Consider the following 16,030-nt stretch of genomic DNA (forward strand, 5'->3'; position numbering starts at 1 on the left):
GGCCCATCCGCCGTATCTGCCTCGACCTGTCCCACACCGACCCCGACCAGCACTGCGTGTACTGCGCGCCCGACACCCAGGCCGGCGACATCATCGCCGCCGCCCTGCGCCAGCACGCCGAGATCGCCGCCGAAGACGCCGAAGCGTGGGGGTGGGCCGCATGAGCCACCAACTGTGGTCCTGGCTCCTGATGGCGGTCGGTGTCACCGGCCTCTACCTCGCCGGAAAGCGCTCGTGGACCGGCTGGGCGGTCGGCCTCGCCGCTCAAGGGCTGTGGCTGGCGTACTCGATCGCCACCGGGCAGTGGGGCTTCCTCGTCTCCTGCTTCGTCTACGGCGCGATCTACCTGCGCAACCTGCGCGCCTGGCTCCGCCCTGCCCCGCCCGTCACCGCTGAGCCGGAGGTGACCTCATGCGCCGGATCCTGAACGCCGAACGCCTGGAAGGCGTCGCCCTGGTCCTCATCCTCCTGGCCGTGGGCGGCATGGCTGGTGCCGCGTCGTTCACCCACGTCAAGGACTGGACGATGATCCACGCCCCCGCTGGCACCGGAGAGTGGTTCGGCTGGTCCAACGCCGTCATCTCCGAACTGATGCCGGCCGCCGCGCTGCTGGTCATCCGCCGTCGTCGTCGCAGCGACCCGCACGCCTCCGTGGCCTACCCCCTGGTCCTACTCGTCGCCGCCGTCGCGCTGTCCCTGGCCGCGCAGATCGCGGTAGCCAACGACAGCTTCTCCTCCCGGCTGCTCTCGTCGGTGCCAGCGCTGGCGTTCCTCGCCCTGTCCAAACTCGTCCTCACCGGCACTCCCAAAACGGCAACCACCCCGGCCCGCGCCGAGGAACCCGCCGACGAACCGGCCGAGATGACGTCCGCTGACCTGCCGACCGACCCGGCTCCCGTCGTCATCCCGACCCCGGCCCCGTCAAGCCCCATGCGGTCGGCGCTGGTGTCGTCCGTCGTCCAGACCCGCCGCAACGGCCACGTCTTCACCTCGGAGGTCACCCGATGAGCCGCACCCAACTCGCCCGCTTCCACAGCCAACCCACCGTGCTGGCCCGGCGGATCGTTGGCACTCCGGCGGAGGTCGCCGCGACGGTCGCTCTGGTCCGTGACTCCGGCCGGCTGCTGTCCATGACCACCCCGCAGCAAAACCCCGGCAGTGATCGGGTGACGGTCACGGTCCGGTTCCTCGACACCCCGACCGCAGCCCCGCCGGTGGTGCGTCGACTGCGGCGCGGGCACATCATCGCCGCCGCGACCATCCCCGGCATCACCGCCGTGGCCGGCATCGGCTACGCCGCCGTCCAGCTCACCCAGGCGGTCCGCTCGGCGGCTCCGCTGATTGCGGGTGTGGTCCTGGTCCTGGTCGTGCTGGCCATCCTGCTCCGTTCCCGCAAGACGGGCTGCGTGGGGCTGCACTGCTCCGGCTGCAACCACTGACCGCCATGACCGCCCGGTGGCCCACCTACTGCGCCCGCTGCCGCGGGTGGGCTACCGCGCTCATCGAAGCCGGCCAACCCGGCACCGGCCGATACCGCGCCGAAGTCGCCTGCGCCCGGCATCAGGCCGCGGCAACCCGGTGGGCCTCCCACGTTGGACCCACCCGAACCACACCGATCGGCAACACCCAACCCGCCCTGTTCGAGATTCCGGAGGTGACCCGTTGACCGCCCCGACCTTGCCCGGCCTCACCCCCAACACCCCGGCTCCGGCCGACATCCCCACCTCGCCGCCGGCGGCAGGGTCGCGTGCCGCCCGCCTCGCCATGCCCATGTCCCGGCAGATCGTGAAGGAGATGGCCGCTGAATACGGCGTCTGCCTGCGGCCGGTGACCCTGCGCCGTACCGACCTCCACACCGGCCTGACCGAAGTCATTGACCTGCCCTGCGGGACCACGCGGGAAGACAAGTGCTCGCCGTGCGCGAAGCGTGCCCTCCGGCTACGGCAAACCCAGATCCGCGAAGGATGGCACCGCACCGACGAACCCAACCCCCTCGGCCCCCACCCCGCCAGCAACGCCCAACGAGAACTCATCCTGCTCCGCGCTCACCTCGAATTCGCCCGCGAGGAAGCCCAACGGTCCGCGCAGTTCGACCAGATACCGACCATCGACCAGGCCATCGCGGAGGTAGAGGAAGCCGCCACCGCCGAAGGACTCCGCGGGCAGATCGCACCCGGCCACGACGGGGAAGGACTCGGCCTCGGCCTCGGTGGGCGCCGCAAACGGTCGACACGCCGCCGGCAGGACGCCCCGGACCTGCCCCGCCAGAAGGTTGAGCCGCGCACCCTCGGCCGCGTCTACACCGCCCCGGACGGCACCCAACACCAGCCGTCCATGTGGCTATCCCTCACCCTCGATTCCTACGGCCGAGTTCTGCCCGATGGGACACCCGTCGACCCCGGCTCGTACGACTACCGGCGGGCAGCGTGGGATGCGGTCCACTTCCCGCGGCTGCTCGATCGGTTCTGGCAGAACCTGCGGCGCTGCGTCGGCTGGAACGTCCAGTACGCCGGGTGCGTCGAGCCGCAACGGCGTCTCGCCCCGCACGCGCACTTCGCCATCCGGGGCACCATCTCCCGGGCGATGCTGCGGCAGGTCGCCGCGGCCACCTATCACCAAGTCTGGTGGCCACCCGCCGACGAACCGGTGTACTCCCTCGACCGGCCCCCCGTCTGGGACGGCGACCACGCCGCATGGGTGGATCCCGACACGAACGAGGCGCTGCCGTCGTGGGCTGACGCCCTGGACGACATCGACACCGACCCCACCGCCGAACCCGCCCACATCGTCCGCTTCGGCACCCAAGTCCACGCGGAGGGCGTCACCCCCGGCACGGTCCACGCCAACCGGACGATCGGCTACATCACGAAGTACATCACCAAGTCAGCCGCGGACTGCCACAAGACCAGCAGCGACCGGCAACGCGACCACCTCGACCGGCTGTGGGAACAACTCCGAGTCACGCCATGCAACGAACGGTGCGCGAACTGGCTGCTCTACGGCATCCAACCGAAGAAGGCCCACGGCCGGCTACAAGCGGGCCGCTGCAAGGGCAAAGTCCACCAACGCGCCACCCTCGGCATCGGCGGACGACGCATCCTCGTCTCCCGCGACTGGTCCGGCAAAACCCTCGCCGACCACCGCGCCGACGCCCGCGCCTGGGTCCGCAACCTCCTCGGCGTCACCACCGGAGCCAACGACGCCGACCCCGCAGGCCCGGACGACCCACCCGCCTACGCCTGGGAACTCGCCCGACCCGACGACCCCGACATCCCGCCCCTGCAACACCGACTCCTGCGCGCCCTGTCCCAACGCGCCCAATGGAAGGCCGCACTACTGGCGGCACGCGACAAAGCCACGCAAGGCAGCTCGCCCCCTGCCCTGCCCGCCTCAACCCGTCAGGAGGACCGATGACAGCCCCGACGATGGAACGGCTCTGGACGGTTCAGGAGGTATCGGCGTTCCTGGGTGTCCCGGTCGGCACGCTCTACCAGTGGCGCTACCGCCGGACGGGTCCTCGCGCGTGCCGGGTCGGCCGTCACCTCCGGTACCGCCCGGCGGACGTGCGGTCCTGGCTCGAAGGGCAGGCAGGTTGAAATGCCGGTTGATGACCTCTGGTATCTCAGCAAGCGCGATTCGGACGGCAAGCGTCTACCGTCCCGCCGGCACGGGCAGGGCAAGCGGTGGCGAGTCCGGTTCACTGACGCTGCCGGAGATTCGCGTACCCGGTTCTTCGAGCGAAAGACCGATGCGGAAGCCTTCGATGCCCGCGCCCGTGCCGGTGTGGCCGAGGAGAGCAAGGTCCAGCAGTCCGAACGGCATCTGACGCTCCGGGAGTACGGAAATCGGTGGCGGCTCTCCCGCGAGGTTGGTTGGGCACTGGAGACCCGTAAGCGGATCGAGTCGAACCTTCGCTGTCACCTCTACCCAGCGTTCGGTGATCGGCCGCTGCGGGCCATCAACCTGACCTCCGTGTTGGAGTGGCTGACTCGACGTCTGACCGAGGGCACGCCGTCTACGTCGCTCAAGCTGTACTTCGAGCTGCTCGACACAGTGCTCAGTGCCGCAGTCACCGACAAAATCATCCCGGACAACCCCTGCGACGGGGTCAAGCTCTCCCAGGTACTCCGGGGCTACTCCCGGACGCCCAAGTGGATCCCTACCGAGGTTGAGGTCCTGGCGCTACTCGACGCGGTGCCGGCTCGCTACCGGGCGGCAATCTGGCTCGGCGCTGGTCAGGGCTGCCGGTTGGGTGAAACGCTGGGTATGGAAGACGGTCCGCGCTGTGTCGACCAGGAGCGCAGCGAGCTGCACGTCATCCAGCAGCTCCGGTATGCGCCTCGCCATCATGACGGCTTCTACCTCAGCGAACCCAAGGCCGGCTCGTCCGGAACTCTTGACCTGGATCCGGTCGTCGGCCAGGTCCTCGCCGAGCACGTCCGGCAGTTCCCTCCTGTCCCGGTCGAGCTGGTCGACATCACCGCGGGCGACCCGGTCCGCCGGTCGGTGCCGCTGCTGTTCACCACGACGCGCGGGAACCCGTTCACCGACCGGACCTGGTCCCGGGAGTGGGCCGACTGGCGTGACGCCGCCGGCTGGCCAAAGGAGCACGGCACCTTCCACGCCCTGCGGCACTTCTTCGCCACGACGCTGATCACCAACCACGCCGAACCGCAGGAAGTTCAGCGGATGCTCCGGCACAAGACGCTGCGCATCACGCTGGAGACGTACGTCCATTGGTGGCCGAAGCGGGACCGGTCTCGCGGCATCGTCGGGAGCGTCCTGCGGTCGGCGCTTGCCAAGCAAGATCACTACTGATCTGTACTGACGTTGTACTAGTCGATCAAGTAAGCGGCGAAACCGCAGGTGAGGGAAGGTTTAAGTGGAGCCCAGGGGACTCGAACCCCTAACCCCTGCCTTGCAAAGGCAGTGCTCTGCCAGTTGAGCTAGGGCCCCGTGAGCGGACAGTGCCGCCTGGTGGTCGGAACGGACGTGGTCAGCGCAGGTCCGGCGAGGTGGTCGCCTCGTGCCAGAGGGCGCGTTCGTCGTTCGCTTCCTTGATCTTCTTGGCCACCACGGCGGCCACACCGACAACGCCGACCAGGATCAACAGCTTCTTGAACATCGGGGCTACCCCTCACGCTCGACGTGCCGTCGGACCATGTGCGGTGGGGCTAGCTGGAATCGAACCAGCGACCTCAGAGTTATCAGCTCTGCGCTCTAACCGACTGAGCTATAGCCCCGCGTAGCGACGAGCAAGGTTAACCCATCCGCCCACGCCGCCCCAAATCGGGGTCATGCCCGGAAGCGCCGCCTACACCGTCGCCCCTGAACCTACCGGAGAGCCGGCGGAGGCTCATCCAGATAAAGGTCCATGGCGAAAGACGGAAGCCGGGCCAACCGCGCAAGCGGCCGGCCCGGCTTCGGTGTCGGGTCAGTCGCGCTCGGCGAGGGTCAGCTCGATGCCACCCACCAGGTCGGCGCAAACGTTGTACACGAACGCCCCGAGCGTGGCGAGCGCAGTGAACAGCACGACGTTGACCGCACCGATCAGCATCGAACTGAAGATCACGCCCTTCGCGGTGATCTGGAAGCCGCTGGTGCTCTGCCCACCACCGGCGTTGACCAGGTCGCTCAGGCTGTCGTTCACGCTGGTGAACACGCCCATCGCGTCCAGCGCCAGGTACAGCACCGAGGTCGCGACGACGATGACGATGAACAGCACCACCGACACGGCGAACGCGAACTTCATCACGGACCAGGGGTCGATCCGCTTGAGGTTCAGCCGGGCCCGGCGCGGTCCGCGCGAGGCGGCCGAGCTGACCGAGGTGCGCGCGGCGCGTACCGCCTCGCCCACCCGCGCGGCGCCCACGGCGGCCGTGCCGATGCCCGGAGGCAGCCCGCCGCCGTTCGCCGGGCGGCCCGCGCCCAGCGGCCGGGTCGCGTCCGGCTTCGCACCGAGCCCGGTCACCCGCGGCTGGGTGCCGGTCGCGCCGGTGCTGGATGTCGGCAGCACGCCGGTGGTACCCGCCGCCGACTGGCCCGGTCGAGTGCCGATCGGCTGGGGGGCCGACGGCTTGCCGGCGGTGGCTGTGGCTGTGCTACCCGCCGGACTGGGGGCCTCGGCACCGGCCTTTTCCTCGGCGGTGGTGGCCTCTTGGCCGTCGGCGGGCATGTCCGGCGGCGGGGCCATTCCGGGAGCCCGGGTGAACTTCGGGGCAGGCGCGTCGGCGGGAACCGTGGCCCGGCCCACGGCCGCGCGGCCGGTCGTTGGCGTGCCGCTCTGCGCGGCCTCCTCGTCGACCGGGTTGGCCGAGGTCCCCGCGTTCCCCGACTTCGCCTGTGTCTCCGTCATTCAACTAGTCCTGTTCGTCAGGCTCGTCGGCATTGCGAGCAATCGCCACGATAGTCACGCCGTCCGGAAGGTCCATCAGCTTGACCCCCATTGTGTTCCGGTCACGCGTACGGCGTACAGGCTTCACCGGAGTCCGGATGACGCCACCGTTACTGGTGATAGCGAACAGCTCGTCGTCCGGGTCGATCACCACCGCACCGACCAGACCACCGCGGCGCTCGGTGATCTTCGCAGTCAGCACACCCTTACCTCCCCGGCCCTGGACCGGGTATTCCTCGATCGGGGTACGTTTCGCGTATCCCCCGTTCGTGGCCACCAGAACGTCCAGACCCTCCCGGACAACCTCCATGGCCAGCAGCTCGTCATCCTCGCTGAAGCGCATCCCGATCACCCCCGAGGTCGCCCGGCCCATTGGCCGAAGCGCCTCGTCGGTGGCGTTGAACCGAATCGCCTGGGCGTTCTTGGAAACCAGCAGCAGGTCGTCGGCGGGGCCGGCGAGCGCAGCACCGACCAGCTCGTCCTCATCGCGCAGGTTGATCGCGATGATGCCGCCGGACCGGTTGGAGTCGAACTCCTCAAGCCGCGTCTTCTTCACCAGGCCGTTCTTCGTCGCCAGGACCAGGTAGGGAGCCACCTGGTAGTTCGGGATCTCGATGATCTGCGCGATCTGCTCGTCCGGTTGGAAAGCGAGCAGATTGGCCACGTGCTGGCCCTTGGCCACCCTACTGGCCTCAGGAAGCTCGTACGCCTTGGCCCGGTACACCCGCCCCTTATTGGTGAAGAAAAGGATCCAGTCGTGCGTCGAGCAGACGAAGAAGTGGCTGACGATGTCGTCCTGCCGCAGCGTGGCGCCGCTGACACCCTTACCGCCACGCCGCTGCGAGCGGTAGAGGTCGGCCTTCGTCCGCTTGGCGTACCCGGTGCGGGTGATGGTGACGACCACGTCCTCCCGGGCAATGAGATCCTCCATCGAGACCTCGCCATCGAACGGGACGATCTTCGTGCGCCGGTCGTCGCCCCACTTGGCGACGATCTCGCCCAGCTCCTCCGAGACGATCCGGCGCTGCCGTTCCGGCTTGGCCAGGATGTCCTTCAGGTCGGCGATCTCCAACTCCAGCTTGGCCAGGTCGTCGAGGATCCGCTGCCGCTCCAGCGCGGCGAGCCGGCGCAGCTGCATGTCCAGGATCGCGGTGGCCTGGATCTCGTCGATCTCCAGCAGCCGGATCAGGCCCTGTCGGGCGTCCTCAACCGTGGGCGAACGCCGGATCAGGGCGATCACCTCGTCCAGCGCGTCCAACGCCTTGGACAGACCGCGCAGGATGTGCGCCCGCTCCTCCGCCTTGCGCAGCCGGAACGCCGTCCGCCGCCGAATCACCTCGATCTGGTGCTCGACGTAGTAGCGGATGAACTGCGCCAGGTTCAGCGTGCGCGGCACCCCGTCGACCAGGGCCAGCATGTTCGCGCCGAAGGTCTCCTGGAGCTGGGTGTGCTTGTAGAGGTTGTTCAGCACCACCTTGGCGACCGCGTCGCGCTTGAGCACGAGCACGATCCGCATACCCGTACGCCCGGAGGACTCGTCGCGGATGTCGGCGATGCCGCCGAGCTTGCCCTCCTTGATCAGCTCAGCGATCCGCTCGGCCAGGTTGTCCGGGTTGACCTGGTACGGCAGCTCGCTGACCACCAGGGCCGGGCGGCCGCGCTTGTCCTCCTCGACCTCGACCACCGCGCGCATCCGGATCGAGCCGCGCCCGGTGCGGTACGCGTCCTGGATACCGGCCTGGCCGACGATCAGACCGTGGGTCGGGAAGTCGGGGCCCTTGACGATCTCCAGCAGCGCTTCGAGGGTGGTGGCCTCGTCCGCCTCCGGGTGCTCCAGGCACCACTGCACCGCCGCGCCGATCTCCCGCAGGTTGTGCGGCGGGATCTTGGTGGCCATGCCGACCGCGATGCCCTCGGAGCCGTTGATCAGCAGGTTCGGGATCCGCGACGGCAGGATGGTGGGCTCCTTGGCCCGGCCGTCGTAGTTGTCCTGCAGGTCGACGGTGTCCTCGTCGATGTCCCGCAGCATCTCCATCGCCAGCGGGTCGAGCTTGCATTCGGTGTACCTCATGGCGGCAGCCGGATCGTTTCCGGGCGAGCCGAAGTTGCCGTTGCCGTCGACCAGCGGGTAGCGCAGCGACCAGGGCTGGGCCATCCGGACCAGCGCGTCGTAGATGGCCGAGTCGCCGTGCGGGTGGAACTGGCCCATCACGTCGCCGACCACGCGGGAGCACTTCACGTAGCCGCGGTCCGGCCGGTACCCCGAGTCGAACATGGCGTAGAGGATCTTGCGGTGGACCGGCTTGAGCCCGTCCCGGACGTCCGGCAGGGCCCGCCCGACGATGACGCTCATCGCGTAGTCGAGGTAGGAGCGCTGCATCTCCACCTCGAGCCCGACCGGCTCGATCCGGTCGTGCGAGACGACGGCGGCCTGTGCCTCAGGTACCTCGGGCTCGTTCGGTGTGGACTCGGGGGAATCGGTCACTGTTAACCCTTATCAGACTGAGAGTCGTTTTCGTGCTGTGGATAACGGCTGTGGATACCGGCCAAGCTGTGGATAACTCTGTGGATCGGCAGCCGGGTCGGGTCAGTCACCGGCCCGGCTGCCCATTCCGTCAGATGTCCAGGAACCGGACGTCCTTGGCGTTGCGCTGAATGAACGAGCGGCGGGCCTCGACGTCCTCACCCATCAGCACGCTGAACAACTCGTCGGCGGTTGCCGCGTCGTCCAGGGTGACCTGACGCAGCGTACGCGTGGCCGGGTTCATCGTGGTCTCCCACAGCTCGGGGTAGTTCATTTCACCGAGACCCTTGAACCGCTGGATGTCGTCCGGCCTGGCGTTCGGCTTCTTCTGCTGACGCAGCGCGATCAGCCCGTCCCGCTCCCGATCGGAGTACGCGTACTGCGCGTCGTCGCCCTTCTTGTTCCACTTGATCTTGTAGAGCGGCGGGGCGGCGAGGTAGACATGCCCCAACTCGACCAGCGGGCGCATGAAGCGGAACAGCAGGGTGAGCAGCAGCGTCTGGATGTGCTGGCCGTCCACGTCGGCGTCGGCCATCAGCACGACCTTGTGGTAGCGCAGCTTCTCCATGTCGAAGTCGTCGTGGATGCCGGTGCCGAGCGCGGTGATCAGCGCCTGAACCTCGTTGTTCTTCAGCACCCGGTCGATCCGGGCTTTCTCCACGTTGAGGATCTTGCCGCGAATCGGCAGGATCGCCTGGGTACGCGGGTCACGCCCCTGCTTGGCCGAGCCGCCGGCCGAGTCGCCCTCGACGATGAACACCTCGGACTCGCGCGGGTCGGTCGACTGGCAGTCGGCCAGCTTGCCCGGCATCGAGCCGGACTCCAGCAGCGACTTGCGCCGGGCCAGCTTGCGGGCCTGCTGGGCGGCGATCCGGGCGCGGGCGGCCTGGGACGCCTTGGTGATGATGATCTTCGCCTCGGCCGGGTTGCGGTCCAGCCAGTCGACCAGCCGGTCGTTGCAGACCCGCTGGACGAAGCTCTTCACCGGCGTGTTGCCCAGCTTGGTCTTCGTCTGACCCTCGAACTGCGGGTTGGTCAGCTTGACCGAGATGATCGCGGCCAGACCTTCGCGGATGTCCTCACCGGAGAGCTTCTCGTCGCCCTTGAGCAGCTTCTTGTCCGCGCCGTAGCGGTTGACGACGCTGGTCAGCGCCGCCCGGAAGCCCTCCTCGTGGGTGCCGCCCTCGTGGGTGTTGATGTTGTTGGCGAAGGTGTAGACCGACTCGCCGTAGGACTCGTTCCACTGCATCGCGATCTCGAGCGACATGCCCTCTTCCTCGGCACCGAACTCGATCACCGTCTTGTGCATCGGGCTCTTCGAGGCGTTGAGATGCCGGACGAAGTCGGCGATACCACCGTCGTACTTGAAGGTGACCTCGCGGGTCTTGCCCTCCTCGCCGTCCGGGACCCGCTCGTCGAGCAGGTGGATGGTGAGGCCGCGGGTGAGGAAGGCCATCTCCTGGAGTCGCCGGTAGATGGTCTGGAAGTCGAAGTCGACGGTCTCGAAAACATCCGGGTCGGGCCAGAAGGAGACCGCGGAGCCGGTCCGGTCGGTCGGCTCACCCTTCTCCAGCTCGGTCGGCTTGGAGTGGTGGTACTGCTGCCGCCAGACGAAGCCGTCCTTGTGGATCTCGACGGCCATCTTGGTGGAGAGCGCGTTCACCACGGACACGCCGACACCGTGCAGGCCGCCGGAGACCGCGTACGCCTTGCCGTCGAACTTGCCGCCGGCGTGCAGCACGGTCAGCGCCACCTCGACGCCCGGCTTCTTGAGCTTGGGATGCAGGTCGACCGGGAAGCCGCGACCGTTGTCGGTGACCCGGACACCACCGTCGGCGAGCAGCACCACGTCGATCGTGTCGCAGTGACCCGCCAGCGCCTCGTCCACCGCGTTGTCGACGACCTCCCACACCAGGTGGTGCAGGCCACGCTCGCCGGTCGACCCGATGTACATGCCCGGCCGCTTGCGGACCGCCTCCAGCCCTTCGAGGACGGTGATCGACTCGGCGCCGTACTGCTGATTGTCCTGCGCTGCCACCCTCGGCCACTTTCTCGCGCCGTCCGCACCGTCAGGCACGTCGGGCGCGGGTTCGGCGGACAGGACGCGACGTCGGCACGCGGACCGGCACCGGGGACAATTCCTGGGTACGGGTCGAACGCGCCGGTCGCCGCGGATGCCCGCGGATCGCGATCGGCTCGACCCGAGTCGGACGGATGATCGCGGGCCCGCACCGGACCCGTGACCCGTCACTCCGCACCGGGTCTTCGTCTCACACCAATCTTACTGTGCCCGGGCGATAGAACCACCACTCGGCACCCCTTCGCGGCGGCTCAGATCTACGTAGCGGCCCGAACCGCGCTGTCCGCGACTCCCCCTACACGCCAGGGCATGATCACCGGATCCGTCGCGTGACGGCGACGCCATCCGGCCGTACGGTGACCGTCGGGACCGGCCCGCCGGGCGGTTCCGGTACGTCGGGTTGGTTGGCCGGCCTTGATCTTTCACGCCCGGAACCGGACGATCGACCCGATCGACTCGAACCGCCCGTTGAGAGGTGACACCAGATGGGGCTGGACAACGTCGCGGTCCAGTGGCCGCGGACCGGCCGCTTCTACGACCCGGTCGCACCGGCCGAGTTCGTCGACTTCGGCGATATCGTCGACGTGCCGGGAATCTCGGCACCGACCGCCGCGCTCGCCGAGCTGATCGCGAAGACAGGCACGGTCCGGGCCACCGCGTACACCGAGGTGGTGGATCTGATCCTCGGGCTGGACGGTGTGCTCTACGCCACTGAGGCCGCCGCCGAGGACGAGGACCCGGTCATCGACCCCGACGGGTGCGCCTGGATCGCCGGCGGTATCGAGCGGTTCGTGGCCGCGCACCGCCCGCACGGGGAGGCGGTCACCTTCGACTCGGTCGGCACCGTGCTGCGCTCGCTGCTCGCCGACGGCCGCCTGGCCGAGCAGCAGCTGCGCTGGCTCGACAGCCGGCTGGACGCCCTCCGTGACGACAGCGGGGCCGCGCCGCAGTGGACCTTCACCTGCGCCGAGCTGAGCGTGGTCGCCGCGTTCTACCGACGCTGCGCCGATCGCGGCTTCGCGGTGTACGCCGAGTCGGCCGCACCCCGCCGGGCGCCCCAGACGTAACCCGGCGGCGGACACCGGCCGGGTGGCGGGCCCGCCGGCTCAGCCGTACGTGTCGCGGGGGCCGCGGCCGCGTACCCGACGCGGGCCCCGGGACCATGAGGGTGCCGCCGGGCCGTGGATGTGCAGCTTGCGCACCACGTTGTGGCCGACCTCACGAGCGATCTGCTGCAACAGCGAGCTGGCAAGCAGCCGCAACTGGGTCGCCCAGGCGGTGGACCGGGCCTCCACGGTCAATTCGCCGTTCTCCAGCTTCACCGGCCGGCTGTGCTGGGCCACCTCCGGCCCAACCACCCGCTCCCAGGCGCCGAAGACCGTCGCTTCGGCCGCTGGCTGCTGCCAACCGCGCGCCTTGACCAGCCGTTCCAGCACCTTGCCGAGCGGCTGCGGATCGCGCGGGTCCGGTCCCGGTCCGGAGTAGCCGCGCAGCCGGCGCTCCCCGTCGCCCGCACCGGTCCCGCCGCGCCGGCGGGACCGCCCGGCCGCTTCCCGCCGGGCCTTCGCTGCGTCCAGCACCGCACGCGCCAGTTGCGGCCCGGACACCCCGTCCGGGCTGTCGGCCACCGAGGTTCCTCCGTCAGCGGTCGAGCCCGCTCCGGAGCCGGCCCGCCGACCCGGCTGCTTCGCGGCCGCCGGGCTCGGGCCGGAGACAGCCGACAGCGGTGGTCCGTCCGGCTCCGCGCCGCCTCCGGCCACCGGGACTGCCCGGCCGCCGTCGTCGGCTCCGCCCGCTGTCGTACGCGCACCGCGTCCACCGTTCGAGGCGGCACGGCGCGGTTGCCTGGCCGGGTCACCGGCGCGGCCCGGGCGTTGCGGCTCATCCGACACGACGCACCGTCCCCTCGACCACCTCGTACCGGGCACCACGCAGGGCGGCCGGCACATCGTCGGCGACCGCGCAGGTCACCAGCAGCTGGCTCGCCCCGCCGACCAGTTCGGCCAGCCGGTCCCGCCGCCCGGCGTCCAACTCGGCGAACACGTCGTCGAGCACCAGCACCGGTTCGATGCCGTCGCTGCGGAGCAGGTCGTAGCCGGCCAGCCGGAGGGCGAGCGCGTACGACCAGGATTCGCCGTGGCTGGCGTACCCCTTGGCGGGCAGCGGGCCGAGGGTGAGGGTGAGATCGTCGCGGTGCGGGCCGACCAGGGTGGTGCCCCGCTCGATCTCGGCGGAGCGGGACTCCTCCAGCGCCGCGGCGAGCACCGCCGCGAGGACCTCCCGGTCGGTGGTGGGCTCGGCCAGTTCCACCGACGGCCGGTACGCGATCCCCGCCGCGCCGCGCCCGGCGGCCACCGCGTCGTACGCCTTGGCCACGTGCGGGGTCAGCGCGGCGACCAGTTCCAACCGGCCGGCCAGCAGTTCGGCACCGTGTCGGGCCAGATGGGTGTCCCAGACGGCCAGCGTCGACAGGTCCCCGCCCCGTGATCCGCCGGTCTTGCGGGCCAGGTACGCGGTGCGCAGCAGCGCGTTGCGTTGCTTGATCACTCGGTCGTAATCGGCTCGGACGCCCGCGTACCGGGGCTGACGCAGCACCAGCAGATCGTCGAGATAGCGACGACGTTCGGCCGGATCGCCCCGGACGAGTTCGAGATCCTCCGGGGCGAAGAGCACCAGCCGCAGCGCGCCGAGCACGTCCCGCGCCCGACGGGCCGGGGATCGGCCGAGCCGGGCCCGGTTGGCCTTACCCGGCACGATCTCCAACTCGACCAGCAACTCCCGGCCCTCGTGCACCACCGCGCACCGGATCACCGCCGCGGCGGCGCCCATCCGGACCAGCGGCGCGTCGGTCGCGACCCGGTGCGAATCCAGCGTCGCCACGTAGCCCAGCGCCTCGACCAGGTTCGTCTTGCCAACGCCGTTGGCCCCGATCAGGACGTTCGGCCCCGGTTCGAGGTCGACGCCGACCCGCTCGTACGAGCGGAAGTCGACCAGTTCGAGCCGGCGGACGTACACGGGGGCCGGTGCCGGTCAGCGCTTGCGGACGGCGTGCCCGCCGAACTGCTGGCGCAGCGCGGAAACGGCCTTGAGCGCCGGCGACTCGTCCTGCCGGGAGGCGAACCGGGCGAACAACGAAGCGGTGATGACGTTGAGCGGTACGGCCAGCCGGACTGCCTCGTCGACCGTCCAGCGGCCCTCGCCGGTGTCCTCGGTGTAGTCGCTGAGCTGGGTCAGCTCCGGGTCCTCGTCGAGCGCCCGGTCGAGCAGGTCCAGCAGCCAGGAGCGGACCACGGTGCCCTCCCGCCAGGACTTGATCACACCCGGTACGTTCGTCACCAGCTCGGAGGCGGCCATCAGCTCGTAGCCCTCCGCGTAGGCGTGCATCAGGCCGTACTCGATGCCGTTGTGCACCATCTTGGCGTAGTGGCCGGCACCGACCGGGCCGGCGTGCACGAAGCCGAACTCGCCCTCGGGCTTGAGCGCGTTGAAGATCGGCATGAGCCGCTCAACATGCTCCTGGGCACCGCCGACCATCAGGCCGTAGCCGTTCTGCCGGCCCCAGACACCGCCGGATACGCCCACGTCGACGTAGCCAATGCCGCGCTCGTTGAGCCGTACCGCCCGGGGGGCGTCGTCGCTGAACCGCGAGTTGCCGCCGTCGATGATCAGATCGCCCTCGCCGAGCACCTCGGCCAGCTCGTCGATGGTCTTGTCGGTGACGGCGGCGGGCACCATCACCCACACCGCCCGCGGCGCATCCAGCTTCTCGGCCAGTTCGGCCGCGCTCGCGACGTCGCTCAGCTCCACGTTGTGGTCCAAACCGACCACCTCGTGACCGGCGCTGCGCAACCGCTCACGCATGTTGCCGCCCATCCGGCCGAGTCCTACCAGGCCGAGCTGCATCTCGTTCTTACCTTTCGTTGGTACGGGTGTGCTCTGCCGATATCAGCGGGAAACGCGGATCGGCATGATGAGGTACCGGTACCCAGGGATGAGCTCGCCATCCTCCCCGGCGGGGGAAATCACCGCGGGCTTGAAGGCGTCGACGAACTGCAACACGGCGAACTGGGACCCGAGGTTGGCCAGCCCGTCGATGAGGTACTGCGGGTTGAAACCGATGGTGAGCGGCTCGCCGGTGAAGGTCGCCTCCATGGCCTCGCTGGCCCGCGCCTCCTCGGTGCCGCCGGCCTCGACCACCAGGCCGTCGGCGCTGAAGCTGAGCAGCACCGGCGTGGTCCGCTCGGCGACCAGGGCGACCCGCTTGACCACCTCGATAAGGGTGCTGACCGGCACCCGGGCGTCGGCGTTGTGGGTCGCCGGGAAGAGCGAACGCACCGGCGGGTAGTTGGCGCCGTCGAGCAGTCGGCTGGTGGTCCGCCGGGTGCCGCCGGAGAAACCGATCATTCCTTCGCCGGCCGAGCCCTGGGACAGCGCCAGGGTGACCTGGCCGCCGAGCGGGCCGAGGGTCTTGGCGGTGTCGTTGAGCGTACGCGCCGGCACCAGCGCGTTGATGCTGGTCTCCGGGTCGTCCGGGTTCCACTCCATCTCGCGCAGGGCGAGCCGGTAACGGTCGGTGGCGAGCATGGCCAGCGTGCCGCCGGACAGCTCGACGCGTACGCCGGTCATCATCGGCAGCGTCTCGTCCCGGCTGGCCGCGATCGCCACCTGGGCCACCGCGGCGGCGAAGGCGGCCGCGTCGACGGTGCCGGCGCTGTCCGGCATCTCCGGCAACGTCGGGTAGTCCTCCACCGGCATGGTGGGCAGGGTGAACCGGGCGCTGCCACAGACCAGTTCGAGGTGCGCTCCCACCGCGGCGATGTCGACCGGCTTGGCGGGCAGCGCCTTGGTGATCTCGGCGAGCAGGCGCCCGGAGACCAGTGCGGCGCCGTCGGCGTCGCCCTGCACCTCCACGGTCACCTGGCTGGAGACTTCGTAGTCGAAGCCGGAGACCTGCAGGCTGCCGTCGGTGACGCGAAGCATCACGCCGGCCAGCACCGGAACAGACGGCCGGCTGGGCAGACTCTTCGCCGTC

At 69.6% G+C, this 16,030-nt stretch carries 15 protein-coding genes and 2 tRNA genes; 7 read left to right on the plus strand and 10 right to left on the minus strand.

What is annotated here, in order from left to right; all coding sequences use genetic code 11:
* Window positions 1-160 precede the first annotated feature (160 nt).
* The 6 genes from AB0M52_RS16245 to AB0M52_RS16270 all read left to right on the plus strand — a co-directional run bounded on the left by AB0M52_RS16245 (window position 161) and on the right by AB0M52_RS16270 (window position 4,818).
* Window positions 161-427, plus strand: a complete 267-nt coding sequence (locus AB0M52_RS16245; RefSeq protein ID WP_363953931.1) for a hypothetical protein — start codon at window positions 161-163, stop codon at window positions 425-427.
* A complete protein-coding gene (locus tag AB0M52_RS16250) occupies window positions 412-1,008 on the plus strand; it encodes a hypothetical protein (RefSeq protein ID WP_363953933.1) in 597 nt (198 codons plus the stop codon). The genes AB0M52_RS16245 and AB0M52_RS16250 overlap by 16 nt, the downstream gene beginning before the upstream one ends.
* Window positions 1,005-1,439, plus strand: coding sequence for a hypothetical protein (locus AB0M52_RS16255; protein WP_363953935.1), 435 nt, complete (start codon window positions 1,005-1,007; stop codon window positions 1,437-1,439). Before AB0M52_RS16250 ends, AB0M52_RS16255 begins: the two co-directional genes overlap by 4 nt.
* 223 nt (window positions 1,440-1,662) lie before the next feature.
* On the plus strand, window positions 1,663-3,414 hold the full coding sequence (locus AB0M52_RS16260) for a replication initiator (RefSeq protein WP_363953937.1): 1,752 nt from the start codon (window positions 1,663-1,665) through the stop codon (window positions 3,412-3,414).
* A complete protein-coding gene (locus tag AB0M52_RS16265; RefSeq protein ID WP_363953939.1) occupies window positions 3,411-3,596 on the plus strand; it encodes a helix-turn-helix domain-containing protein in 186 nt (61 codons plus the stop codon). Before AB0M52_RS16260 ends, AB0M52_RS16265 begins: the two co-directional genes overlap by 4 nt.
* Window position 3,597: 1 nt before the next feature.
* Window positions 3,598-4,818, plus strand: a complete 1,221-nt coding sequence (locus tag AB0M52_RS16270; protein ID WP_363953941.1) for a site-specific integrase — start codon at window positions 3,598-3,600, stop codon at window positions 4,816-4,818.
* Between the two features lie 65 nt (window positions 4,819-4,883).
* Here AB0M52_RS16270 and AB0M52_RS16275 read toward each other — a convergent pair.
* From AB0M52_RS16275 to gyrB, 6 genes are all read right to left on the minus strand, one after another.
* A tRNA-Ala gene (locus AB0M52_RS16275) sits at window positions 4,884-4,956 on the minus strand.
* 40 nt (window positions 4,957-4,996) lie between these two features.
* Window positions 4,997-5,125, minus strand: coding sequence for a DLW-39 family protein (locus AB0M52_RS16280; RefSeq protein WP_210822541.1), 129 nt, complete (start codon window positions 5,123-5,125; stop codon window positions 4,997-4,999).
* 44 nt (window positions 5,126-5,169) lie between these two features.
* Window positions 5,170-5,243: transfer RNA gene (locus tag AB0M52_RS16285), tRNA-Ile, on the minus strand.
* A gap of 191 nt (window positions 5,244-5,434) precedes the next feature.
* A complete protein-coding gene (locus AB0M52_RS16290) occupies window positions 5,435-6,355 on the minus strand; it encodes a DUF3566 domain-containing protein (protein WP_363953943.1) in 921 nt (306 codons plus the stop codon).
* A gap of 4 nt (window positions 6,356-6,359) precedes the next feature.
* Window positions 6,360-8,879: a DNA gyrase subunit A gene (gyrA, locus tag AB0M52_RS16295; protein ID WP_363953945.1), complete on the minus strand. Its 2,520-nt coding sequence runs from the start codon at window positions 8,877-8,879 to the stop codon at window positions 6,360-6,362.
* A gap of 130 nt (window positions 8,880-9,009) precedes the next feature.
* Window positions 9,010-10,956, minus strand: a complete 1,947-nt coding sequence (gene gyrB, locus AB0M52_RS16300; protein WP_363953947.1) for a DNA topoisomerase (ATP-hydrolyzing) subunit B — start codon at window positions 10,954-10,956, stop codon at window positions 9,010-9,012.
* Between the two features lie 527 nt (window positions 10,957-11,483).
* On the opposite strand from gyrB, the gene AB0M52_RS16305 reads away from it, so the two are divergent.
* Complete coding sequence (locus tag AB0M52_RS16305; protein WP_111212444.1) at window positions 11,484-12,065, plus strand: hypothetical protein; 582 nt, start codon at window positions 11,484-11,486, stop codon at window positions 12,063-12,065.
* 39 nt (window positions 12,066-12,104) lie between these two features.
* Here AB0M52_RS16305 and AB0M52_RS16310 read toward each other — a convergent pair whose 3' ends face one another.
* The 4 genes from AB0M52_RS16310 to dnaN all read right to left on the minus strand — a co-directional run.
* Window positions 12,105-12,626: a DciA family protein gene (locus AB0M52_RS16310; RefSeq protein ID WP_363953949.1), complete on the minus strand. Its 522-nt coding sequence runs from the start codon at window positions 12,624-12,626 to the stop codon at window positions 12,105-12,107.
* Between the two features lie 253 nt (window positions 12,627-12,879).
* Window positions 12,880-14,013: a DNA replication/repair protein RecF gene (recF, locus tag AB0M52_RS16315; RefSeq protein ID WP_363953951.1), complete on the minus strand. Its 1,134-nt coding sequence runs from the start codon at window positions 14,011-14,013 to the stop codon at window positions 12,880-12,882.
* A gap of 15 nt (window positions 14,014-14,028) precedes the next feature.
* A complete protein-coding gene (gene gnd / locus AB0M52_RS16320; protein WP_363953953.1) occupies window positions 14,029-14,901 on the minus strand; it encodes a phosphogluconate dehydrogenase (NAD(+)-dependent, decarboxylating) in 873 nt (290 codons plus the stop codon).
* 42 nt (window positions 14,902-14,943) lie between these two features.
* The coding region (gene dnaN, locus AB0M52_RS16325) for a DNA polymerase III subunit beta (protein WP_363953955.1) at window positions 14,944-16,030 on the minus strand (1,087 nt) is incomplete at its 5' end.

Origin of the sequence: Micromonospora sp. NPDC051296, assembly GCF_040682255.1 — a bacterium.
Lineage (GTDB): Bacteria > Actinomycetota > Actinomycetes > Mycobacteriales > Micromonosporaceae > Micromonospora > Micromonospora craterilacus.

What these genes read in the sequence shown, in the direction of transcription:
- AB0M52_RS16305 (WP_111212444.1), top strand. Translation starts at nt 11,484, where the DNA reads ATGGGGCTGGACAACGTCGCGGTCCAGTGGCCGCGGACCGGCCGCTTC.
- gnd (WP_363953953.1), bottom strand. Translation starts at nt 14,901, where the DNA reads ATGCAGCTCGGCCTGGTAGGACTCGGCCGGATGGGCGGCAACATGCGT.
- AB0M52_RS16245 (WP_363953931.1), top strand. Translation starts at nt 161, where the DNA reads ATGAGCCACCAACTGTGGTCCTGGCTCCTGATGGCGGTCGGTGTCACC.
- AB0M52_RS16265 (WP_363953939.1), top strand. Translation starts at nt 3,411, where the DNA reads ATGACAGCCCCGACGATGGAACGGCTCTGGACGGTTCAGGAGGTATCG.
- AB0M52_RS16270 (WP_363953941.1), top strand. Translation starts at nt 3,598, where the DNA reads ATGCCGGTTGATGACCTCTGGTATCTCAGCAAGCGCGATTCGGACGGC.
- AB0M52_RS16290 (WP_363953943.1), bottom strand. Translation starts at nt 6,355, where the DNA reads ATGACGGAGACACAGGCGAAGTCGGGGAACGCGGGGACCTCGGCCAAC.
- AB0M52_RS16280 (WP_210822541.1), bottom strand. Translation starts at nt 5,125, where the DNA reads ATGTTCAAGAAGCTGTTGATCCTGGTCGGCGTTGTCGGTGTGGCCGCC.
- AB0M52_RS16250 (WP_363953933.1), top strand. Translation starts at nt 412, where the DNA reads ATGCGCCGGATCCTGAACGCCGAACGCCTGGAAGGCGTCGCCCTGGTC.
- AB0M52_RS16255 (WP_363953935.1), top strand. Translation starts at nt 1,005, where the DNA reads ATGAGCCGCACCCAACTCGCCCGCTTCCACAGCCAACCCACCGTGCTG.